Source organism: Oryzihumus sp. JJN4-3R, assembly GCF_057747915.1.
Genome location: NZ_CM173229.1, coordinates 2,035,546 through 2,052,462 on the forward strand (window position 1 = coordinate 2,035,546; position 16,917 = coordinate 2,052,462).

A 16,917-nucleotide genomic window follows, 5' to 3' on the forward strand; every position below is an offset into this window, starting at 1 on the left:
GACAGACTGGCGACGTGACAGCAGACGTGCGTGGCCGCGTGCGTGACCCATCTGCGCGCCTGCGAGTCCTCGTCGCGACCGCGCTGGGCGTGCTCGGCGGGGGCGCGGTGGCCCTGGTGGCCAGCTGGCGGTTCGCGGTCCTGGCGGGCTGGATGATCGCCGCGGCGGTGTTCGTGGCGTGGATGTGGGCCACGCTCTGGCCGATGACGAGCTCGGACACCCGGCGCCATGCCTGCCGTGAGGATCCCGGCCAGGCGACCTCCGACGCGGTGGTCCTGGTCGCGGCGGTCGCCAGCCTCGGCGCGGTGGCGCTGCTGCTCAGCGGCAGCCAGTCCTCCAGCAAGGATCTCGTCGCCGCGCTGGGAGTCTCGAGCGTGGCGCTGGCCTGGGCGACCGCGCATACGGTCTTCACGGCGCGCTATGCCCGGCTGTACTACGTCAACTCCTTCGGGGGAGTCGACTTCAACGAGGACGCCGAGCCTCGGTATCGCGACTTCGCCTACCTGGCCTTCACCGTGGGGATGACCTTCCAGGTCTCCGACACCGACATCACGCGGCAACGGTTTCGCGACACGGTGCTGCGGCACATGCTCTTGTCCTACCTGCTTGGCGCTGTCGTCATCGCGACGACGATCAACCTCATCGCGGGCCTGGCCAAGTAGCCCGACGCTCGGTCACTCCTCGACCACCCCGACGGGACTGCGACGGGCATGGTGCGGCTGTCCCGGCCGCCACCTCAGTCCGGCTTCCTAGGCCGGAACGGACGCAAGTCCTCCCGCCCCCCGCCGATGGTGATGAAGCTGGACTCAGGCACCTCGCGCCACGCTCCCTTGAGATCGCCAAGGGGCTCGGACACGACGAGCCGGGCGTCGTCGGAGAGCTCGTGAAGGGCCGGGTTGTCCGGGTACTGGTGCCGAAGCGTGGAGATGTCGGTGCTGTGGAACAGGGTCCGCGGCCGGCCCTCGCTGGCGTAGCGGAACGCCCACGTGGTTGTCCCGTCGGTGGTCGCGATAGTCATCTGCACCGGATCGGAGACGCCCAGGCGTTCGGCCCGTTCCTCCACCAGGCCGACCATGCGTGCCACTGCCGCCGGCGGGTCGTCCTCGAGCCCGAGCGTGAGGGCGAGGAAGAACATGAGCTCGGAGTCGGTGGTCCCCTGGATCCTCGGGAAGAACACGGGGTCGACCGCCAGCGCCAGGTCCCGCTTCAACCCGGCGAATCCGTTGATGCACCCGTTGTGCATCCACAACCAGCGGCCCTCGCGGAACGGGTGGCAGTTCGTGAGCTGGACCGGTGAGCCGGTCGAGGCGCGAATGTGCGCGAAGACGCGCGGTGCCGCGATGTGGCCGGCGAGCTCTCGCAGGTTGGTGTCGTTCCACGCCGGCTCGGTGCTGCGAAAGACCCCGGGCGTGTCACGGTTGCCGTACCAGCCGAGGCCGAACCCGTCCCCGTTGGTCGTCTCGGCCCCCAACCGGGAATGCAGGCTCTGCACGACCAGAGAGTGCTGGGGCTTGTAGAGCAGGTCCTCCAGCAGGACCGGGGATCCTGAGTACGCGAGCCACCGGCACATGAGCATCTCCGATCCCTGTTCCTGGTGGGCACGGTACCGGTGCCAGGGACTTCACGTTGATGTCCAGTCACCGAACGGTCGTGGAGCGGCGCCGCCCGGGCCCCCTGAGGCCGAACGTCGTTGCGGGGGACGTTGTGCCCCGCAACTGTCGGGGTGACGTGAGGACACTGAGGTTGTCGGGGAGTCGAGCACACCAGGACCTCCCCGGGCGGATCTTGTTCGTGCCGGTCTCTGGTGATCTATGTGCCACACCATCGTGCGCCGCTGCTCCCCGCCCTCAGGAGGAGGGAGCCTCACATGTCACGAGTCCTCAGGTTCATCTCGGCGGCCGCGCTCGCGGTCGGCAGCGTGACGTTGACACCCATCGTCGCGCAGGCTGCGAGCCCCGCCACGGGATACGCGGTTGGCGACGTGCAGCTCGGCAGTGCCGGGTCCACCCAGTCGCTGACCTTCGCCATGGTCGACACCGGCGCGGTCGGTGACCGGGGCAGCGTCACGTACGCGAACCCTGGCGCAGGAGTCGACTACACCGCCTCGGTGCTGAGCACTGTCGTGGTGGGCGGCAGCGCCCGGTTCGCCTACGTCGTCCCGGCCACGGCGCCACCGTCGGTCAGGGGTCTGGCCATCGCGTGGAAGGTCTCGGACACCGCGCCCGACACCGCCGGCTTCGCCGTGGCCGCCAGTGCCGACCAGGCCAGGACATGGGTACGGTCCGGCTTCACCCCGACGAACAGCTACACGGTGACGTCCGGAGACCTCCAGACCCGGTTGGTGAGCAGCCTGCGACTGGAAGGCTATGCACTCGGCAACGCACGCCTCGGCACAACCGGGCAGCCGCGCCAGCACCTCGCCTTCGTCACCCTGGACTACGGCTCGTTCGGTGACCGGGGGACGGCGTTCTACCGCAACCTCGACGCCGGGGTGGCCTACCACGCCGGCACGCCGGACGTCCGCGTCGCCGGGCATGAGGCCAGGTTCGACTACACCGTCCCGGCCGGGACGGGCTCCCTCGGTGGCACCGTCATCGTGTGGAAGGTCCGCGACGGCGCCCCTGACACCGCCGGCTTCTCCGTGGCCGCCTCGACCGCGGCCGCGCGAAGCATGGTGAACCTTGGGTTCACCCCGGCCAACAGCTACGGGGTCGTGAGTGGCGACATCGTCGTCGTGCACCGGGTGACCGGGACTGCCATTGGGACGGTCTGGTTCGGTCCGTCGACCCAGCGCCAGCAGATGACCTTCAACGTGGCCGACCGCGCATGGGGTGGTGACTCGGGCACGGTGACCTACCGCAACCTCACCCGGGGACTGTCCTACACCGCCGCCGTGGTCGACGTCCGGGTGTCGGGCCGGACCGCGTGGTTCGACTACCGGATCAGCACGGGTTCGCTTGCCGGCACGATCGTCGTCTGGCGGGTCATCGACATGGGCACCCCGGGGCCGCGGCACGACCGTGTCGGGTTCTCGGTGGCCGGTTCCCTGACGGCTGCCCGCTCGATGGTGGCACGCGGGTTCACCCCCACGAACGACTACGTCATCACGGCCGGCAACCTCGTAGTCACCGCCTTCTGACAGCAGGCGACGCCAGTCAGCTGGTCGCGCGGCGGCCCCGTCCGGTGGACGGGGCCGCTGCGCTGAGTCCTGTCGCGTCGTGAGGGACGACCCTCGCAGTGCCGGCTCCCGCGGAGGCAGCTACTGGCCGGTCAGCTCGGCGACCACCGGGGCCAATACCTCGGCGGAGTCGGCGCCAACGACGAAGTACGAGTAGCCGATCTCCTCACGTCGCCGCTGGATCTCTTCGGTAGCAGCCGACGGGTCATCCGGGAGCACGGCCAACGAGTCCGCTTCCCGCAACGTCATCGGATCGGTGTCCCGCGCGGATGCCATGAACGGCGCGACGGTGTCGCCGACGACCGGCACGTGCAGCGCCAGCTCGACATCCCGTGCGGCGCGGACGTTGCGGGCGATGCGGGCAACCGCTGCACGGGTGTCGCTCGAGAGCGCTGCGACGGTGACCGTGTCGGCGACTTCGACGGCAAGGGCCTGGGCCTTCGGCCCCCGAACGGCCATGACTACCGGCGTGTGGACATCGGGGCCGTCCAGGTCGCGAAGTAACGCCACCGTTTCCCGCACCTGGGCCAGCCGCGCCCTCGGCGATGCGACGGGCATCCCCAGCTCTCGGAGCTCGTCCTCGATCCCGGGCCGCCCTGTGCCGATGCCCATCTCGAAGCGGCCCTCCGTGAGCACCGACATCGAGTGCGCCTCCCATGCTGTGCTCCAAGCCGGGCGCAACGGCGAGGCATAGACCCAGGTGCCGACACGCAGGCCCGTCTGAGCCGCCGCAAATGCGAGCGTAGGAGCGGGCGCAGGCTGCCATTGCGGCACGTCGGGCATCAGCAGAGTCGAGTAGCCGCTGTCAGCGATGCGGCGCACCCGGTCCCGCCACGTAGACATGTCAGTCAGCACGGGGGCAACCACCCCGAATCGAAACGGTCTGGTCATGTCTGGACTCCGTTCACACAGGTGGGCCCCGCCTCGATGCAGCCGGATCCGAGGTCGTCGCCTCTCACCATGACAACGAACGGGGTGACCGTGTTACGACGATGCGGCCTCAGGCGGTCGGGATCACGCCCATTGGTGAATGCCGAGCCAGCAAGGTTCGATCAGGTCGTCAGGGCGCACACTCCCCGGCAGAGGAGTCAGCGCCTGCATACCCGGGGAGAGGCCAATCGAGACGCCCACTGGTAGGCGCCCTGGCCCTGTGGCGCGACCCCGCGGGCCCCACCTCGTGGGGAGGCGCCCAACTACCTGGCGAGAGCCTGGCCGTGGCGGGCAACACCCCTCCAACCGACGACGGCGGCGGTCGGCCGCTGCGGCATACTGGCGCCGCGGCGGGTAGCGGACCGTCCGAACCACACGGGTGTTGTCCCACAGTCCGCACCCCCGGGCCTCTAGCGGGGTCGCGGCTTTAGTGCAGACCAGCCAGAACGCGGCTGGTGACGTTCACCGGGCCTGGCTGGCATAGGACGCCGGAGTCCCCATGCTGGAACGCGGACATCGCACGTCTGGGACGCCAGTACTCCGCCATGCAGATCACCGTCCGCCGGGTGGAGTTGCGGGCAGTCATGGCTCCCCGGCGGCGAGGCGCTGAAGCACTCAGCCGAGCTGCGCCTGGCGAGCATCCAGTCGGCCTCGGGCTCCCCTCTGTCGGGGTAGTAGTCGCGTGCGAGGCCGCCTCGCCGCGCGGCGTCGCTCAGGGGACCGAACAGAGGATCGCCAGCCTCGACCGTCGGCCAGTTCGCGTCCGAACAGGCCACCAGCCACCGTGCGCGCCTGCGACCGTGCACCGGTGCGACGACTCACTGACCTTCTCGCCGGCGCCGCGCTCGCGGCCGTAGTGGCCGGTTGCGCGGTCGGAAACGCACCCGGGCAGGTTGTCAGCCGGCCGTTCACGGCAACGCCCCCGGTCGCGACGAACGCGGCAGACCCTCTACCGACGAGCGCATGCCAGGTCGCGGCGACGGTCGCCCTCGATGACCACGACCTGCTTCAAACGATCGCGGACACCCCCACGACCTACGAGCTGAACGAAAAGCAGGTGCTCACCATGGTCACCCAGGGGCGGACGATCCTGGCCAGCGCCCCTCACCTGCCCTCGCCTGCAGACGACCTCGGGAGTTCTCTCGCCGCCGCGGGCCAGGGCATTCTCACCACCCCGGCAGCGCAGTTCATCCTCAACGACCTCGCTTGGATGCAACAGCACTGCATCCGTTGGGTTACCAAGGGTGACGTCTGACCGCTTCGCCTCATCACCGAGCGTGTCCTCACCGATCGAGTGGAGGCACGCCACGGTTGTCCCACAAGCTGCGGGACTGATCGCTGGAACGCGGTTGAACGCCAAGCGCTGCGGGTCGGCTTGAACTGGACCTCGCGGCAGGCTGGCGTGCCGGTGCCCCATTTCGCACGTGAGGGATTCGAGACGGAGTAATTCGTGGACCGGCATTCTTATCTGCATACGCTTCGACCCGAGCGGTCCCCGCAGCGAAGGGGCAGGTAGTGACCTTCACCCCCGACGAGGCTGGGGCTCACGGCCTGTCCAAGAGCGGTCTCTACCGGGCGGTGAAGGCCGGGCGCTACGACGCGCGGGCCCTTCGTGAGTGGCTGCGTCGCGGGGGCAAGCCGGCGGCCTTGATGGCGATCGCACGACCCCAGGGAAGGCCACCCTTCGTGGGGAGAGCGCCTGGCTGCTCGGCCCGAGCCTGACCGTGGCGGGCAGCACCCCTCCAACCGACGACGGCGGCAGTCGGCCACTGCGGCATACTGGCCCGGCGGCGGGCTGCGGACCGTCCGAACCACCCGGGTGTTGTCCCGAGGGTTCGCCCGATCAGTCCGCACCCCCGGGCCTCTAGCTCAATTGGCAGAGCAGCGGACTTTTAATCCGCGGGTTGTGGGTTCGAGTCCCACGGGGCCCACACATCGTGCGTGAATCGTCGGCGTGGCCATCACCGAGGGCGCCGTTGGCCAGCGAAAAGCCAGTGAGAACTCATACCCTTCACGGCCCGCAGCTGCCGCAGCATCGTGTCGCGTGTCGTGCGCCCGTCAACGTCACGGAAGAGGGCGAAGGCGCGGTAGCGCGTGATCTTCCCGTCGCGTCAACGAATTCGGTCTCAGACGCACTCGAGAACGAAGAAGAGGAAGCAGATGAACGCCGAACGGCCTTCCATGCCGGCTGGAAGCAGTTCCCCAGGGGTGTCCGCCGACGGCGGCGGTTCGCTGATGGTGGCGATGCGGAACCCCGCTGCGGAAAAGGCATCCGCCATGGCGTGCAAGGGTCGGTGCCAGAAGGTCAGCCACACGGTCTGTCCGTCGAAGACGTAGTCCTCGGAGTACTGGGTCAGCGCGAAGTAGTCGGCCTCGGGCTTCACGATCGCGTAGGCGGCGGGGTGGTTCACCGAGATGATCAGGCGACCGCTCGGCTTCAGCACGCGACGCAGCTCGGCGAGCGGGCCGGCCCAGTCCTTCAGGTAGTGCAGGACCAGAGACGCGACGACGTCGTCGAACTCGGCATCGGCGAACGGCAGCGGCGCGGCGAGGTCCGCCACGTGCAGGTCGGCGTCCTCGCCCAGCCGCTGGCGGGCCAAGTCAACCATCGCGGCGCTCACGTCGAAGCCGGTGACGTCGGCCCCCTTGTCGCGCAGCGCGACCGCCAACGGCCCCGAGCCGCACCCCGCGTCCAGGATCCGGCGGCCGGAGACGTCGCCGGCGAGGTCCATGATCGCGGGGCGCGCGTAGTACGCGTTGAACAGGCCCTTCTCGTTCTGCGCCGCGTAGGCGAGCGCGAAGTCGTCGTAGTCGGTGACCGCAAGGCTGTCGTGGTCGGTGGCCGTCACTCTGACCTCGTTCTCGCAGGAAGGCTGGGTACGCATGCTTACCGGGTCCACCGGAGTACCACAAACCAAAACGCCCGATTCGTTCTGAGGTGAGGCCCGTTCTTCGGATTCACGATCGTGCCGCCAGTAGAGCCCGGGGGCGCAGCGAACGAGCCAAGGCCCGGCCGGCGGTCCCGGGCGGCCCGGAATCAGAACCCAGGGTCGTCGCTCGGTGACATGAGGAAGGCGCCGACTGCTGAGGCGGCCCCTTGTGCCAGCTGTCGCTGCTCGACGGTGGCGAGGTACGCGAGAACGTTCTCCGCGACCTTCTGTACGGGTCGCGCCGGCAGGTAGGCCTGCGCTCCGGCGTCGAGAATGCGACCGACCGGTCCGCTCATGTCGACACCGAGCTCGGGGTCGTGGATCTCGGTGACGATGACGTGAGCTTCGGGGAACAGGATGCGAAAGCGGTTGAGCAGCTGCGGGCTCACGGGATGGGTGAGGACGATGTCGGCCGTGTCCGGTGCATCGAGGAAGTCGATGACCAGGTAGTCCGGGCCCATCGCGTCACTGAGACGCTGCCGGGCTGCATGCGACAGGTGCATCGTGGTCACCATGACCTTCACACCCTCACGCAGGGGCGGGCTCGTTCGATCCTCGTTCACATGAGAGGGGTGCACGGTGCCCGTGTAGACGGCGGGTGTGAAGTTGAGCCTCCCCACGGCTGTGCCACCTCGGCACACTGTGACCTCGCCGCCGATGATCAGTGACTCGAGCAGTCGCCGAGGCCCTGGCTTCAGGCGCGTCAGGTCGATGCTGGTTGTCTCCGACCCGCGGAGTCTCATGCGGCCCCCTCGCTGAGTAGCGTCTCCCGGTTGCACCCTGCCACGCCACGACCCATGACTCCGAGCGCAACATCCCGCCGTGTGCGTTGTTGCTCATAGGCCAGCTTGTGTCGTACCTGCAAGGTCGACGTTGCTGATCGGGTCGCGTTCGTATTCAGCGCCGCGCCTCAGGTCACCGACCAGCGGTTTGCGCACCTCTGATGCTCGGGTCCCCGGCGACACAGAGGAATCCGTTTAAGCGCGCGATGAGGCCGGGGGCGTGGCGCCCTCAACGAGTCGACCGCGAAACAACGGACATCACGCCTGGGCGGACTGCTGGCCAGGCGCCAGCGTGAGTTCAATCAGCGCGGGGCAGGGAGGATATTCGGCACGTTGCCGACGGCCTGTCCGAGTCCATCCGAGGCGCTCGTAGAAGCCCAGCGCGCGACTGTTCTTCTCCAGGCACCACAACCGCTGGGTCGTGGCACGGTCAACGGCCCAGTCCACGGCAGCCTTGGCAAGGCCAGATCCCCAGAGGTCAGGACGGACAGCCAGGTGGCGTAGCTGGCCGGGATCGAAGGCCACGAAGGACGAAATCCCGTCTGCGTCTTCCGAGACGACCACACGGACCGCAGGGTCACGCAGAAGCGTGCGCCAACGCTCTCGTACGTCGTCAGTGGGAAAGGGGTACTTCTCCGGCGGGAAGATGTGCGCCAGGGCACGAAGGTTGGCCGTGCGTTCAAGCAGGGTGAGCCCATCTTCATCGCCAGTCACCGCGTCCCGGAAACGCGGTCCGGTGCTGTGCATCATGAGCACACCCCAGCACCTGTGTGGCCGGATGGCACGCCCGCAACAAATGGGGCCAGAACAAGAGGGTCACTCACGGCAATCTCGGTCCCCGTGGGTCGCCTAGTTGATGTCGAACTCGTTGCCCTCCGGGTCGAGCATCGCGACGGCGTAGTGGTCCATGCCCTCCTCGGAGACCGTGCGCAGCCGCGTGGCGCCGAGGGCCTCGAGGCGAGCCGCCCGGGCCTCGACACGCTCGCGGCGTACCTCGAGCGGTGTCCCCCGACCCCCGCTGGCGTTGATGTCGATGTGGAGACGGTTCTTGATCGACTTCGTCTCCGGGACGACCTGGAACCAGATGGCCGGGCCTTCGTCGTTCGGGTCGACGATCCGGTCGTCTCCGATGCCGAGCTCCTCCTCGGGCACCCCGACCGAGCGGTACCAGTCGTCCCAGGTGTCGAAGCCCTCCGGCGGCGGAGCGATGACGTAGCCAAGTGCCTCGGCCCAGAAGCGCGCCATCGGCCCTGGGTCAGCACAGTCGATCACCAGTTGGTAGGAGACAGACATCGAACCTCCGGCTTCGTCGTTCGCTGCAGCATGGCAGCAGCCTCCGACACGTGTAAGCGCGGCGGGCCGTGCCGCGAAGGCCAAGTCGCACTCCTCAGTGGGATCAGAATCCGCGGGCTGTGGGTTCGAGTCCCAAGGGGCCTGCACTTCGTGCAGATGGCCTGCGCCAACGCGAGCAGTGACTCTCCCATCGTCGAGGATCGTCGCGGTTGTCTTCCTGAAGTCGCTGAGTCCTTCCACGGCGCCCAGCACGTGCTCTCGCTCACCCTGGAGACAGCGCATCAACGCGGCGATCTCGGTGTCGACGGCCACCGTCATTTCTGAACCTCCAGGACATGAGACTGCAGTCAATGTAACCTTGCTGCTACGTAGCAACTCGGGTACATTAGCCACCATGGACGCTGTACTGCACGCGCTGGCGGACGAGAGCCGGCGCACGGTTCTCGAGATCCTCCGAGACCATCCGGCGAGCGCAGGGGAGCTGGCCGCGGCGCTGCCGATCGCTCGCCCGGGCGTGTCCCGACACCTGCGCGTGCTGCGGGAAGCCGGCCTGGTCGACGTACGCCAGGACGCGCAGCGCCGGATCTACACACTTCGCCCGGAGGCGCTCGTCGAGGTCGACGAGTGGCTGGGCGAGTACCGCCGGCTCTGGGAGAACCGGCTCGACGCCCTCCACACCGAGATCGCACGAGGAAAGAAGGCACGACGATGACCACGATCGCGACGATGCGAGCCCTCGACGAGACCCGAGGAGCAGTCCGGGTCGAGGACCTGTACGACACGGACATCAACGACCTCTGGCAGGCGTGCACGACGCCCGAGCGGCTGGCCCGCTGGATCGCCCGGGTCGACGGCGACATGCGGGTCGACGGCACGATCCAGCTCGTCTTCACGAGCACCTGGACCGGTCCGGCGCGCATCGAGGTGTGCGATGCGCCCCACCACCTGCTGCTGACGACGGAGCCGGGCACGGACGACGAGGGGCAGATCGAGGCGTGGCTGACCGAGGAGGGCTCCAGGACCCGGCTTGTGGTCGAGGAGCGCGGCCTGCCGATGAGGCATCTCCCGTTCCACGCCTCTGGTTGGAGGGCCCACCTCGAGGATCTCGGTCGGTCGCTGGAGATCGACGGCCCGGTGCATCCGGAGGGCTGGAGCTCCGATGCCGGGGCGCCCGGCTGGAAGGAACGCTGGGAAGAGCTGACGCCCACGTACCAGCAGATGGAGATCGGTTGATGTCGAACCTGAGCAGGCTCAGCCACTGCCGATGAGCGGACGGTTCGTAGCGGCTAGTCGACTGCGGCCTGGACGGCGCTGAGGACGCTCGACAGGCTTTCCGGGTGGGCCAGCTTCAACTCTGCGAGGTCGTTGGGCCGGAACCAGCGAAGATCGTCGTGCTCCTCGGGCGCGGCGTTGACAGGTTCCCCTGCCCAGCGCGTGACGAGGAACCCGTGCATGTCGAGGGCGGGGTCGCGCACTGTCATCGGGATGGGCAGGGGGTCGTGGATGTGAACACCGAGCTCTTCGAGGCATTCCCGGCGGACGGCCTGATGAGGTAGTTCGCCCGGCTCGACATGTCCGCCGACAAAGCCCCAGCGGTCGGGATACGCATGGCGCGTTGGGTGGCGATGTGCCAGGAGCACGAGGCCGTCCCGCACAAGTACGGCGGTTGCGATCTGGATCGGGGCGACCATGGCGGCACCCTAGGCGCGAACGCACAGACATGCCGTTGTCCGCGGGTTCCAGGTGTCGCACCTCAATGGCGGACTTGTGTCGCGGAGCTACTGGCGGTCCACATTGAGAGCCGGCGCAGCGCCGCAACTCAGGTCAGAAGCACCACGTCATCGAGTACGAGTCGGGACGCAGAGCTCCATCGACGAACGCCAACCATGCCGGCGCCGCGCAGAGCACGCCGCAGGCCAGGAGCCGGAGCCGCGGCTTCACCCACAGGCTCGCAACCACCCACGGGGCAACCGCCACCCCCGCGACCAAGGCCAGACCGCGTTGCGCCGCTGCCACCTCGACCGGGCTCGGCGGCTCGTTGCAGACGTTCGAGGCGCGAAGGACGATGGCCACGGTGTAGACCAACACCACGGCGGCGCCGACGACCGTGAGCGCGATCAGGGCCAGCCAGGACCACGGGGACCAGCCACGCCACCTCACCACGGATCGGCGCCGGTCAGAGTCGCCTCCCGCGGCCGCTCCCCCACCCTGCACGGACTCGGTCATGCCAGTCAGACTGCCAGCCAAGGGCCTGGCCCAATACCCGTTCGGCGTCCCGCGAGGTCACTCACCCTGATCGCGCCGTCGATCGAGCATGGCCGCCGTTCCGATCGCGGCGATGACGACAGTAAGGCCCCAGGTGGCGGCCGAGCTGAACAGCATGTCTGCCCTGGGCTGGACCAGATGTCCCTCCTGTGCGTCGAACGTCGGGCCCCAGCCCGCGAACCCGAGACCGGCAAGGATCGCCGGTGGGAACACGATCGCCACCAGCGACGCGCGTGCTCCAAGCAGCGCAGCGAAGACGGTGGCAACGACGCCAGGGATCGCCGCGCCCATGAGGAAAGCCGCGGACTGAAGCTTCGACGCCGCGCTGAGCGGCTCGCCGAAGAACGTCAGCCTCGCCCCGATCGCCTGCCACACCGCGAGCCCGTAGCTCCGCAGGGCCACCCCCAGCACGGCGCCAACGCCCCAACTCTTGTCGGTCTCAGCCACGGTGCCCGAGCCTGAACGATGAGGGCGGCCCGGCGGATGAGCACTCCTACTCAACTCCCGCGGGCTGACCAGCGGGACGGCCCGGGCGTGGCCAGGCTCCGTCGCTTCAGCTGCCCGGCCCGGCCACGAGGGGACACGACGGACCAGGTCGGTCGTCCGGCGCGCTACCGCAACCGTGGCTACATTGCTGCTGCTGGTGACCCCCTACTACAACCGGCCCAGCCCCTCGGGTGTCCTCCAGCACTTCCGCGCCGTGGCCGCCGCCACCGACCTGCCCGTGATGCTCTATGACGTGCCCGCTCGCACCGGCACCCGGATCGACCTCGCCACCTACCGCGCCGCCCGTGCGATCGAGACGATCGTGGCGGTCAAGGACGCGACCGCCCACCCCGCCGGGGCGGCCCGGCTCACCAACCTCGGGTATGCCGTGTACTCCGGCGACGAGGCGCTGGCCCTGGGCTACCTCGCCTATGGCGCCGTCGGCCTGGTCAGCGTGGTCTCCCACGTTGCGGGCCGGGAGCTGCGCGCGCTCATCGACGCCTTCCTGGCCGGCGACCACGCCGAGGCCCTGCGCCTGCACACCGTGCTCACCCCCGCGTTCGACGCCATCATGGGCGTGCCGAACTACGGCGCGACGACCGCCAAGGCGGCCCTCGAGCTGCTCGGCGTGCTCGACAACCGCCGCGTGCGCGGACCTCTCGCGCCCCTGGACGACGACGAGGTGGCGGCGCTCCGCGCCGGGCTCGCCGCCGCCGGACTGCTGGCCTGACTCTCGCGCAGCTCGCGCGCCGGCGTGGGAGGCCGGCCCGCCTCCCGGCAGCCCACTCCCGGCAGCCCACTCCCGGCGGCCCGCCTCCCGGCAGCCGGCCGGCGACTGGTCTCCCGGCGGCCGGCCCCACGAACACGGGCCTCGGGTTCAGACCCCGCCTAACCACTCGCGCAGCCGCGCGGTGAAGTCCTCGGGGCGCTCCATCGAGGGCAGGTGAGCGGTGTCCGGCCAGTCGACACGGCGCGCTCCGGCGATCCCGTCCGTGACCGTCGCGGCCGTGTCGAGGATCGCGTCGAGGTCCAGAGCCCCGACGAGCACCAGCGTGGGCACCTGGACCTCGGCCAGCCGCTCCAGGGCGGGCGGGTCGAGCTCCTGCTCCGCCACGTCGTCCCAGTCTGCCGTCAGCTCGAACGCCCGCCGCTGCATCCGACCGACCAGGTCGCGCACGGCCGGGTCGACGGCATCGGAGGAGCGGCTCGGACCGTCGACCCACCAGGCGAGGTTGGCCTCGACGGCGGCGTCCAGGTCGTCCTCGGCCAGCGCCGCCCGCTCGGCGGCGAAGAACGCCCGCAGGTCGGGGGTCGCCTCGGCGATCAGGGACCCGCCGGGCGCGCTGAGCAGCAACGACACGACCTGCCCGGGACGCGTCAGGGCGACCTCGACGGCCACACCGGCGCCGTAGGAGGCGCCGACCAGGTGGAACTGCTCGAGGCCCAGCTCCGCCACCGTCTCGAGCACGTCCTCGACCGGGCGGAGCTCCTCGGGTCGGGCCGTGGAGTCCCCGTAACCGCGCAGGTCCAGCCTCACCACGTCCCGCTCGGCCGTGAGCGCCGGCCACACCGGGTCCCACATGCGCCGGTCGGCGACCCCGGCATGGATGAGGACGACGGGCAGGTCCCCGCGCGGGCCGCCGCGGTCGTAGGCGATGCCGGTGGTCGTGGACGAGCCAGAGGTCACGAGACTCCTTGGAGGACAGCTGAGGTGGCAGCCCAGCCAACCAGCCTGAATGCCCTCGGGTCGAACGGAATTCGGCGCGGACCGCGCAGCCTCAGCCGACCAGGACCAGCGCGTCGTCGACGTGGTCCACGCGGATGAACGCCTCCCCCGCCTTCGCGCTCGCCGGCACGGTCACCTGGGTCGACAGGACCCCGTCCCGGTCGGTGTCGACCGTGGCCAGCAGCGTCTGCGTCGCGCCCTGCACCAGCTGGACCCGGACCGCCCGCCAGCGCTGCCGGACCACGCTCACGGTGCCGGGGTCGGTGTCCTGACACGCGACCGTGAAGCGCACCGTCACCGTCAGCCGGTCCCCCGGAGCCACCTGACGGCTCGACAAGACCGTCCGGGGCGGCGCGCAGCTCTCCGACGAGCCGCCAGAGGCACTGCACCCGCCCGCCGACACAAGCCCCACCAACGCAAGCACCGCCGCCACGGCAGACCGGGACGCCGTCATCGCCACCACCCCCACCCTCGTCGTCCACCATCACACCACCCCGGCGCCCTGGTGCGGGTCACGCAGGCGCAACGGGCGGGACACGAACCCGCCCCGGGACCTTCGCCACGGCCCACCGGCCGCCCGCGCTCGCACCGTGGAGGTATGGGTGCAGTCGACAGAACCGTCAAGACCGTCCACGGCGAGCTGCGCGGCAGCGTCGTCGACGGCGTGCACGTCTTCCTGGGGGTCCCCTTCGCGGCGCCGACCTCCGGCGCGAACCGGCTCAGGCCCCCGGCACCGCTCGAGTCCTGGAGCGGGGTGCGGGAGGCCACCACCCTGGGACCGGCACCGCCCCAGGTGGCCCCACCCGCGGCCGGCGGGACCGAGTGGGACACCGCCGCGACCGGCCCGGACTGCCTGAACCTCAACGTCTGGACCCCCGACCCCGGTGCCACCGCCCTGCCGGTCATGGTGTGGATCCAGGGCGGGATGTTCGAGATCGGCTCCACCGCGGCCTACGACGGCAGCCGCTTCGCCCGCGACGGCGTCGTCTGCGTCGTCATCAACTGGCGGCTCGGCGCCGACGGGTTCCTCTACCTCGGCGACGAGGACGCCAACCTCGGCCTGCTCGACCAGGTCGCCGCGCTGGAGTGGGTGCGCGAGAACATCGCCGCGTTCGGCGGCGACCCGGGCAACGTCACCGTCTTCGGGGAGTCCGCCGGGGCGATGAGCATCGGCACGCTGCTGGCGATGCCCCGCGCCGAGGGCCTGTTCAGGAGGGCGATCCTGGAGAGCGGCGCGGCCCACCACGCGACCCCGGCCGCGACGGCACGACGGATCGGCCAGGACCTCGCCGCCCGGATCGGCGTCCCCCCGACCCGCGAAGCCGTCGCCGCCGTCCCCGTCGAGCGACTGCTCACCGCCCAGGCAGAGCTGAAGGCCGACCTGCTCGCCCACCCCGACCCCGGGCGCTGGGGGCCGGACGTCGTCGCCAGCATGATGCTGTGGCAGCCGGTCATCGACGGCACGGTCGTCCCCGCCCTCCCGATCGAGCGCATCGCCGCCGGCGCCGCCGCGTCGGTGGACGTCCTCGTCGGCACGAACACCGACGACTGGCGGCTGTTCCTCGTCATCACCGGCGCGATCGGCCAGATCACCGAGGAGGTCCTCACCGGCCCCGTCACCACCCAGGGGTATCGCGCGCTGGCCGCCTATGGTCTCCCCGTCGCCGCGGCGCTGCGCGCCTACCGCGACCGCTACCCCGACGCGACTCCCGGCGACATCCTCGCAGCGGTCCAGACGGACTGGTGGGTGCGCATCCCGGCGCTGCGCCTGGCCGACGCCCACGTGGCGGCCGCGTCGCCCACCGGCGCCACCGGCGGCGGCACAGCGACCGCCGGCGCGAGCTCCACCCCGCGCACCTGGATGTACGAGTTCGCCTGGGCCTCACCGGGTCTGGGCGCCGTCCACGCCATCGAGGTCCCGTTCGTCTTCGACACCGTGAGCACGAGCGCCCTGCTCTTCGGTCCGCTGCTGGGCGACAACCCGCCACAGCAGCTCGCCGACACCATGCACGCCGCGTGGGTCTCCTTCGCCACCAGCGGCGACCCGGGCTGGCCCGCCTACGACCTGAGCCGGCGGGCCACCATGCGCTTCGACACGACTTCGGAGGTGGTGGACGACCCGCGGCCCTGGGAGCGGGCCCTGTGGGAGGGCGTGCGCTGACCGGCGGACCGCACGCGGACCCGCACGGACCCCGCCCGGCGGACTCAGCCCGCGGCCCGCACCGTCCGGCCGTGCCCCGCCGCCGGCCGGGCGGCGAAAGCGAGCTGCCCCGCGAAGTAGGGGTCGTGCAGCACGTCGTGCACGACCTCGACCGTCTTCCCGGTCTGTGGCGCGTGGACCATGTTGCCCTGCCCGTCGTAGATCCCCACGTGGTGGTAGCTGCCCGCCGGGTCCGTGGGCGCGTGGAAGAACAGCAGGTCCCCCGCCTGCAGCCTCGCCCCCTTCGGGACGTGCGGCAGGGCCGCTGCGATGCCGTCGGTCACCCGCGGCAGCCGCACCCCGGTGGCCTTGAACCACGCGTACTGCGCGAGGGAGGAGCAGTCGAAGCCCACCGTGGTCGCGCCCGGGCCGAATCCCGTTGTCGGACCGTCGATCCCGCCACCGCCCCAGCTGTAGGGCGTGCCGACGTAGCCCAACGCCGCCGCGACCGCGGACGCACCCGCCGTACCGTCGCCCCGGAACGCCGCCGCGTCGTAGCAGGTCGCCGACAGCACCGTCGGGTCGCCGACGACCTGCTGCGCCAGGCCCTGCCACCGGGCATACGCGCCCGGGAAGGCGCTGCGCTGCACCGCCTGCGCCGCATCGGTCAGCGGCATCCGCTCAAAGCCGGAGACCTTGACCAGGCCGGGCTGCCCGCCCGAGCCGCCCTCGTAGAACATCCGCGCCGCGACCACGGGGTCCGTGCGCTCCCGGGCGCTCCCCCACCCGGCCCGCTGCTGGAACAGCCCCAGGCTGTCGCGGTCGCCGTGGTCGAGGTTGCGCAGCCCCGACTCCTGCATCGCCGTCGCCACCGCCACGACCCAGCCGTACGGCGGCACCTTGAGCTGCCGGCCGACCGCGACGATGGTCTGCGCGTTGGCGACCTGCTCGGTCGTCAGGTCGGCGACCCGGACCCCGGACGCGCCCGTCACGGTGGAGCACGACGCACCACCGGCGGGACCGGACTCCTGCGGATGGCCGGCCTGCACGACGAGGACCAGCAGCAGCGCCCCGGCCACCGCGCCCACCGCCGCGAGCGGGAGCAGCACCACGGCCACCTTGAGCAGCCGCCGGGCGACGCGGCGACGCAGCACCTGGCCGGCTGCGGCGACGAGGGGAGCCGGCAC

Annotated in this window: 19 protein-coding genes and 1 tRNA gene; 8 read left to right on the forward strand and 12 right to left on the reverse strand. The window is 70.4% G+C overall.

The features are described 5' to 3' along the window. The first annotated feature begins 14 nt into the window (after positions 1-14). Positions 15-662: a DUF1345 domain-containing protein gene (locus AC3ANM_RS09440; RefSeq protein ID WP_488287872.1), complete on the forward strand. Its 648-nt coding sequence runs from the start codon at positions 15-17 to the stop codon at positions 660-662. A gap of 74 nt (positions 663-736) precedes the next feature. Here AC3ANM_RS09440 and AC3ANM_RS09445 read toward each other — a convergent pair whose 3' ends face one another. Next, the gene (locus tag AC3ANM_RS09445; RefSeq protein WP_488287934.1) at positions 737-1,570 is read right to left on the reverse strand and encodes a class II glutamine amidotransferase; all 834 of its coding nucleotides are present in this window, start codon (positions 1,568-1,570) and stop codon (positions 737-739) included. Positions 1,571-1,867: 297 nt separating this feature from the next. Between AC3ANM_RS09445 and AC3ANM_RS09450 the strand changes: the two genes are divergently transcribed. Then, positions 1,868-3,139: a hypothetical protein gene (locus tag AC3ANM_RS09450; protein WP_488287873.1), complete on the forward strand. Its 1,272-nt coding sequence runs from the start codon at positions 1,868-1,870 to the stop codon at positions 3,137-3,139. Positions 3,140-3,259: 120 nt separating this feature from the next. Here the strand turns inward: AC3ANM_RS09450 and AC3ANM_RS09455 are convergent, their stop codons facing one another. After that, the gene (locus AC3ANM_RS09455; RefSeq protein ID WP_488287874.1) at positions 3,260-4,033 is read right to left on the reverse strand and encodes an LLM class flavin-dependent oxidoreductase; all 774 of its coding nucleotides are present in this window, start codon (positions 4,031-4,033) and stop codon (positions 3,260-3,262) included. A gap of 883 nt (positions 4,034-4,916) precedes the next feature. Here AC3ANM_RS09455 and AC3ANM_RS09460 point away from each other — a divergent pair. Next, positions 4,917-5,363: a hypothetical protein gene (locus AC3ANM_RS09460; protein WP_488287875.1), complete on the forward strand. Its 447-nt coding sequence runs from the start codon at positions 4,917-4,919 to the stop codon at positions 5,361-5,363. 603 nt (positions 5,364-5,966) lie between these two features. Beyond that, positions 5,967-6,039 (forward strand) — tRNA-Lys (locus AC3ANM_RS09465). 195 nt (positions 6,040-6,234) lie between these two features. On the opposite strand, the gene AC3ANM_RS09470 is transcribed toward AC3ANM_RS09465, so the two are convergent. From AC3ANM_RS09470 to AC3ANM_RS09485, 4 genes are all read right to left on the reverse strand, one after another. Beyond that, complete coding sequence (locus AC3ANM_RS09470) at positions 6,235-6,957, reverse strand: class I SAM-dependent methyltransferase (RefSeq protein WP_488287876.1); 723 nt, start codon at positions 6,955-6,957, stop codon at positions 6,235-6,237. Between the two features lie 188 nt (positions 6,958-7,145). Continuing rightward, entirely contained in the window at positions 7,146-7,553 is a 408-nt protein-coding gene (locus tag AC3ANM_RS09475; RefSeq protein WP_488287877.1) for a hypothetical protein, read from the reverse strand. A 525-nt stretch (positions 7,554-8,078) separates the two neighbouring features. After that, positions 8,079-8,570, reverse strand: a complete 492-nt coding sequence (locus AC3ANM_RS09480) for a GNAT family N-acetyltransferase (RefSeq protein ID WP_488287878.1) — start codon at positions 8,568-8,570, stop codon at positions 8,079-8,081. 99 nt (positions 8,571-8,669) lie between these two features. Next, on the reverse strand, positions 8,670-9,113 hold the full coding sequence (locus AC3ANM_RS09485; protein ID WP_488287879.1) for a VOC family protein: 444 nt from the start codon (positions 9,111-9,113) through the stop codon (positions 8,670-8,672). 394 nt (positions 9,114-9,507) lie between these two features. On the opposite strand from AC3ANM_RS09485, the gene AC3ANM_RS09490 reads away from it, so the two are divergent. Next, positions 9,508-9,825 carry an ArsR/SmtB family transcription factor gene (locus AC3ANM_RS09490; protein WP_488287880.1) on the forward strand — a complete coding sequence of 106 codons (318 nt, stop codon included), beginning with the start codon at positions 9,508-9,510 and terminating at the stop codon, positions 9,823-9,825. Further along, positions 9,822-10,346, forward strand: coding sequence for an SRPBCC domain-containing protein (locus AC3ANM_RS09495; RefSeq protein WP_488287881.1), 525 nt, complete (start codon positions 9,822-9,824; stop codon positions 10,344-10,346). The genes AC3ANM_RS09490 and AC3ANM_RS09495 overlap by 4 nt, the downstream gene beginning before the upstream one ends. A 53-nt stretch (positions 10,347-10,399) precedes the next feature. Here AC3ANM_RS09495 and AC3ANM_RS09500 read toward each other — a convergent pair whose 3' ends face one another. The 3 genes from AC3ANM_RS09500 to AC3ANM_RS09510 all read right to left on the reverse strand — a co-directional run bounded on the left by AC3ANM_RS09500 (position 10,400) and on the right by AC3ANM_RS09510 (position 11,825). Continuing rightward, entirely contained in the window at positions 10,400-10,804 is a 405-nt protein-coding gene (locus AC3ANM_RS09500) for an NUDIX domain-containing protein (RefSeq protein ID WP_488287882.1), read from the reverse strand. Between the two features lie 133 nt (positions 10,805-10,937). Next, positions 10,938-11,339 (reverse strand): hypothetical protein, encoded by a 402-nt coding sequence (locus tag AC3ANM_RS09505; RefSeq protein ID WP_488287883.1) that lies wholly within the window; start codon positions 11,337-11,339, stop codon positions 10,938-10,940. A gap of 57 nt (positions 11,340-11,396) precedes the next feature. Then, the gene (locus tag AC3ANM_RS09510; protein WP_488287884.1) at positions 11,397-11,825 is read right to left on the reverse strand and encodes a hypothetical protein; all 429 of its coding nucleotides are present in this window, start codon (positions 11,823-11,825) and stop codon (positions 11,397-11,399) included. A 64-nt stretch (positions 11,826-11,889) separates the two neighbouring features. On the opposite strand from AC3ANM_RS09510, the gene AC3ANM_RS09515 reads away from it, so the two are divergent. Next, positions 11,890-12,594, forward strand: a complete 705-nt coding sequence (locus AC3ANM_RS09515; protein WP_488287935.1) for a dihydrodipicolinate synthase family protein — start codon at positions 11,890-11,892, stop codon at positions 12,592-12,594. Positions 12,595-12,741: 147 nt separating this feature from the next. On the opposite strand, the gene AC3ANM_RS09520 is transcribed toward AC3ANM_RS09515, so the two are convergent. Beyond that, the gene (locus AC3ANM_RS09520; protein ID WP_488287885.1) at positions 12,742-13,551 is read right to left on the reverse strand and encodes an alpha/beta fold hydrolase; all 810 of its coding nucleotides are present in this window, start codon (positions 13,549-13,551) and stop codon (positions 12,742-12,744) included. Between the two features lie 91 nt (positions 13,552-13,642). Next, positions 13,643-13,888, reverse strand: coding sequence for a hypothetical protein (locus AC3ANM_RS09525; protein ID WP_488287886.1), 246 nt, complete (start codon positions 13,886-13,888; stop codon positions 13,643-13,645). 300 nt (positions 13,889-14,188) lie between these two features. On the opposite strand from AC3ANM_RS09525, the gene AC3ANM_RS09530 reads away from it, so the two are divergent. Continuing rightward, positions 14,189-15,751: a carboxylesterase/lipase family protein gene (locus AC3ANM_RS09530; protein ID WP_488287887.1), complete on the forward strand. Its 1,563-nt coding sequence runs from the start codon at positions 14,189-14,191 to the stop codon at positions 15,749-15,751. Positions 15,752-15,795: 44 nt separating this feature from the next. Here AC3ANM_RS09530 and AC3ANM_RS09535 read toward each other — a convergent pair whose 3' ends face one another. Then, on the reverse strand, positions 15,796-16,917 hold the full coding sequence (locus AC3ANM_RS09535) for a C40 family peptidase (RefSeq protein ID WP_488287888.1): 1,122 nt from the start codon (positions 16,915-16,917) through the stop codon (positions 15,796-15,798).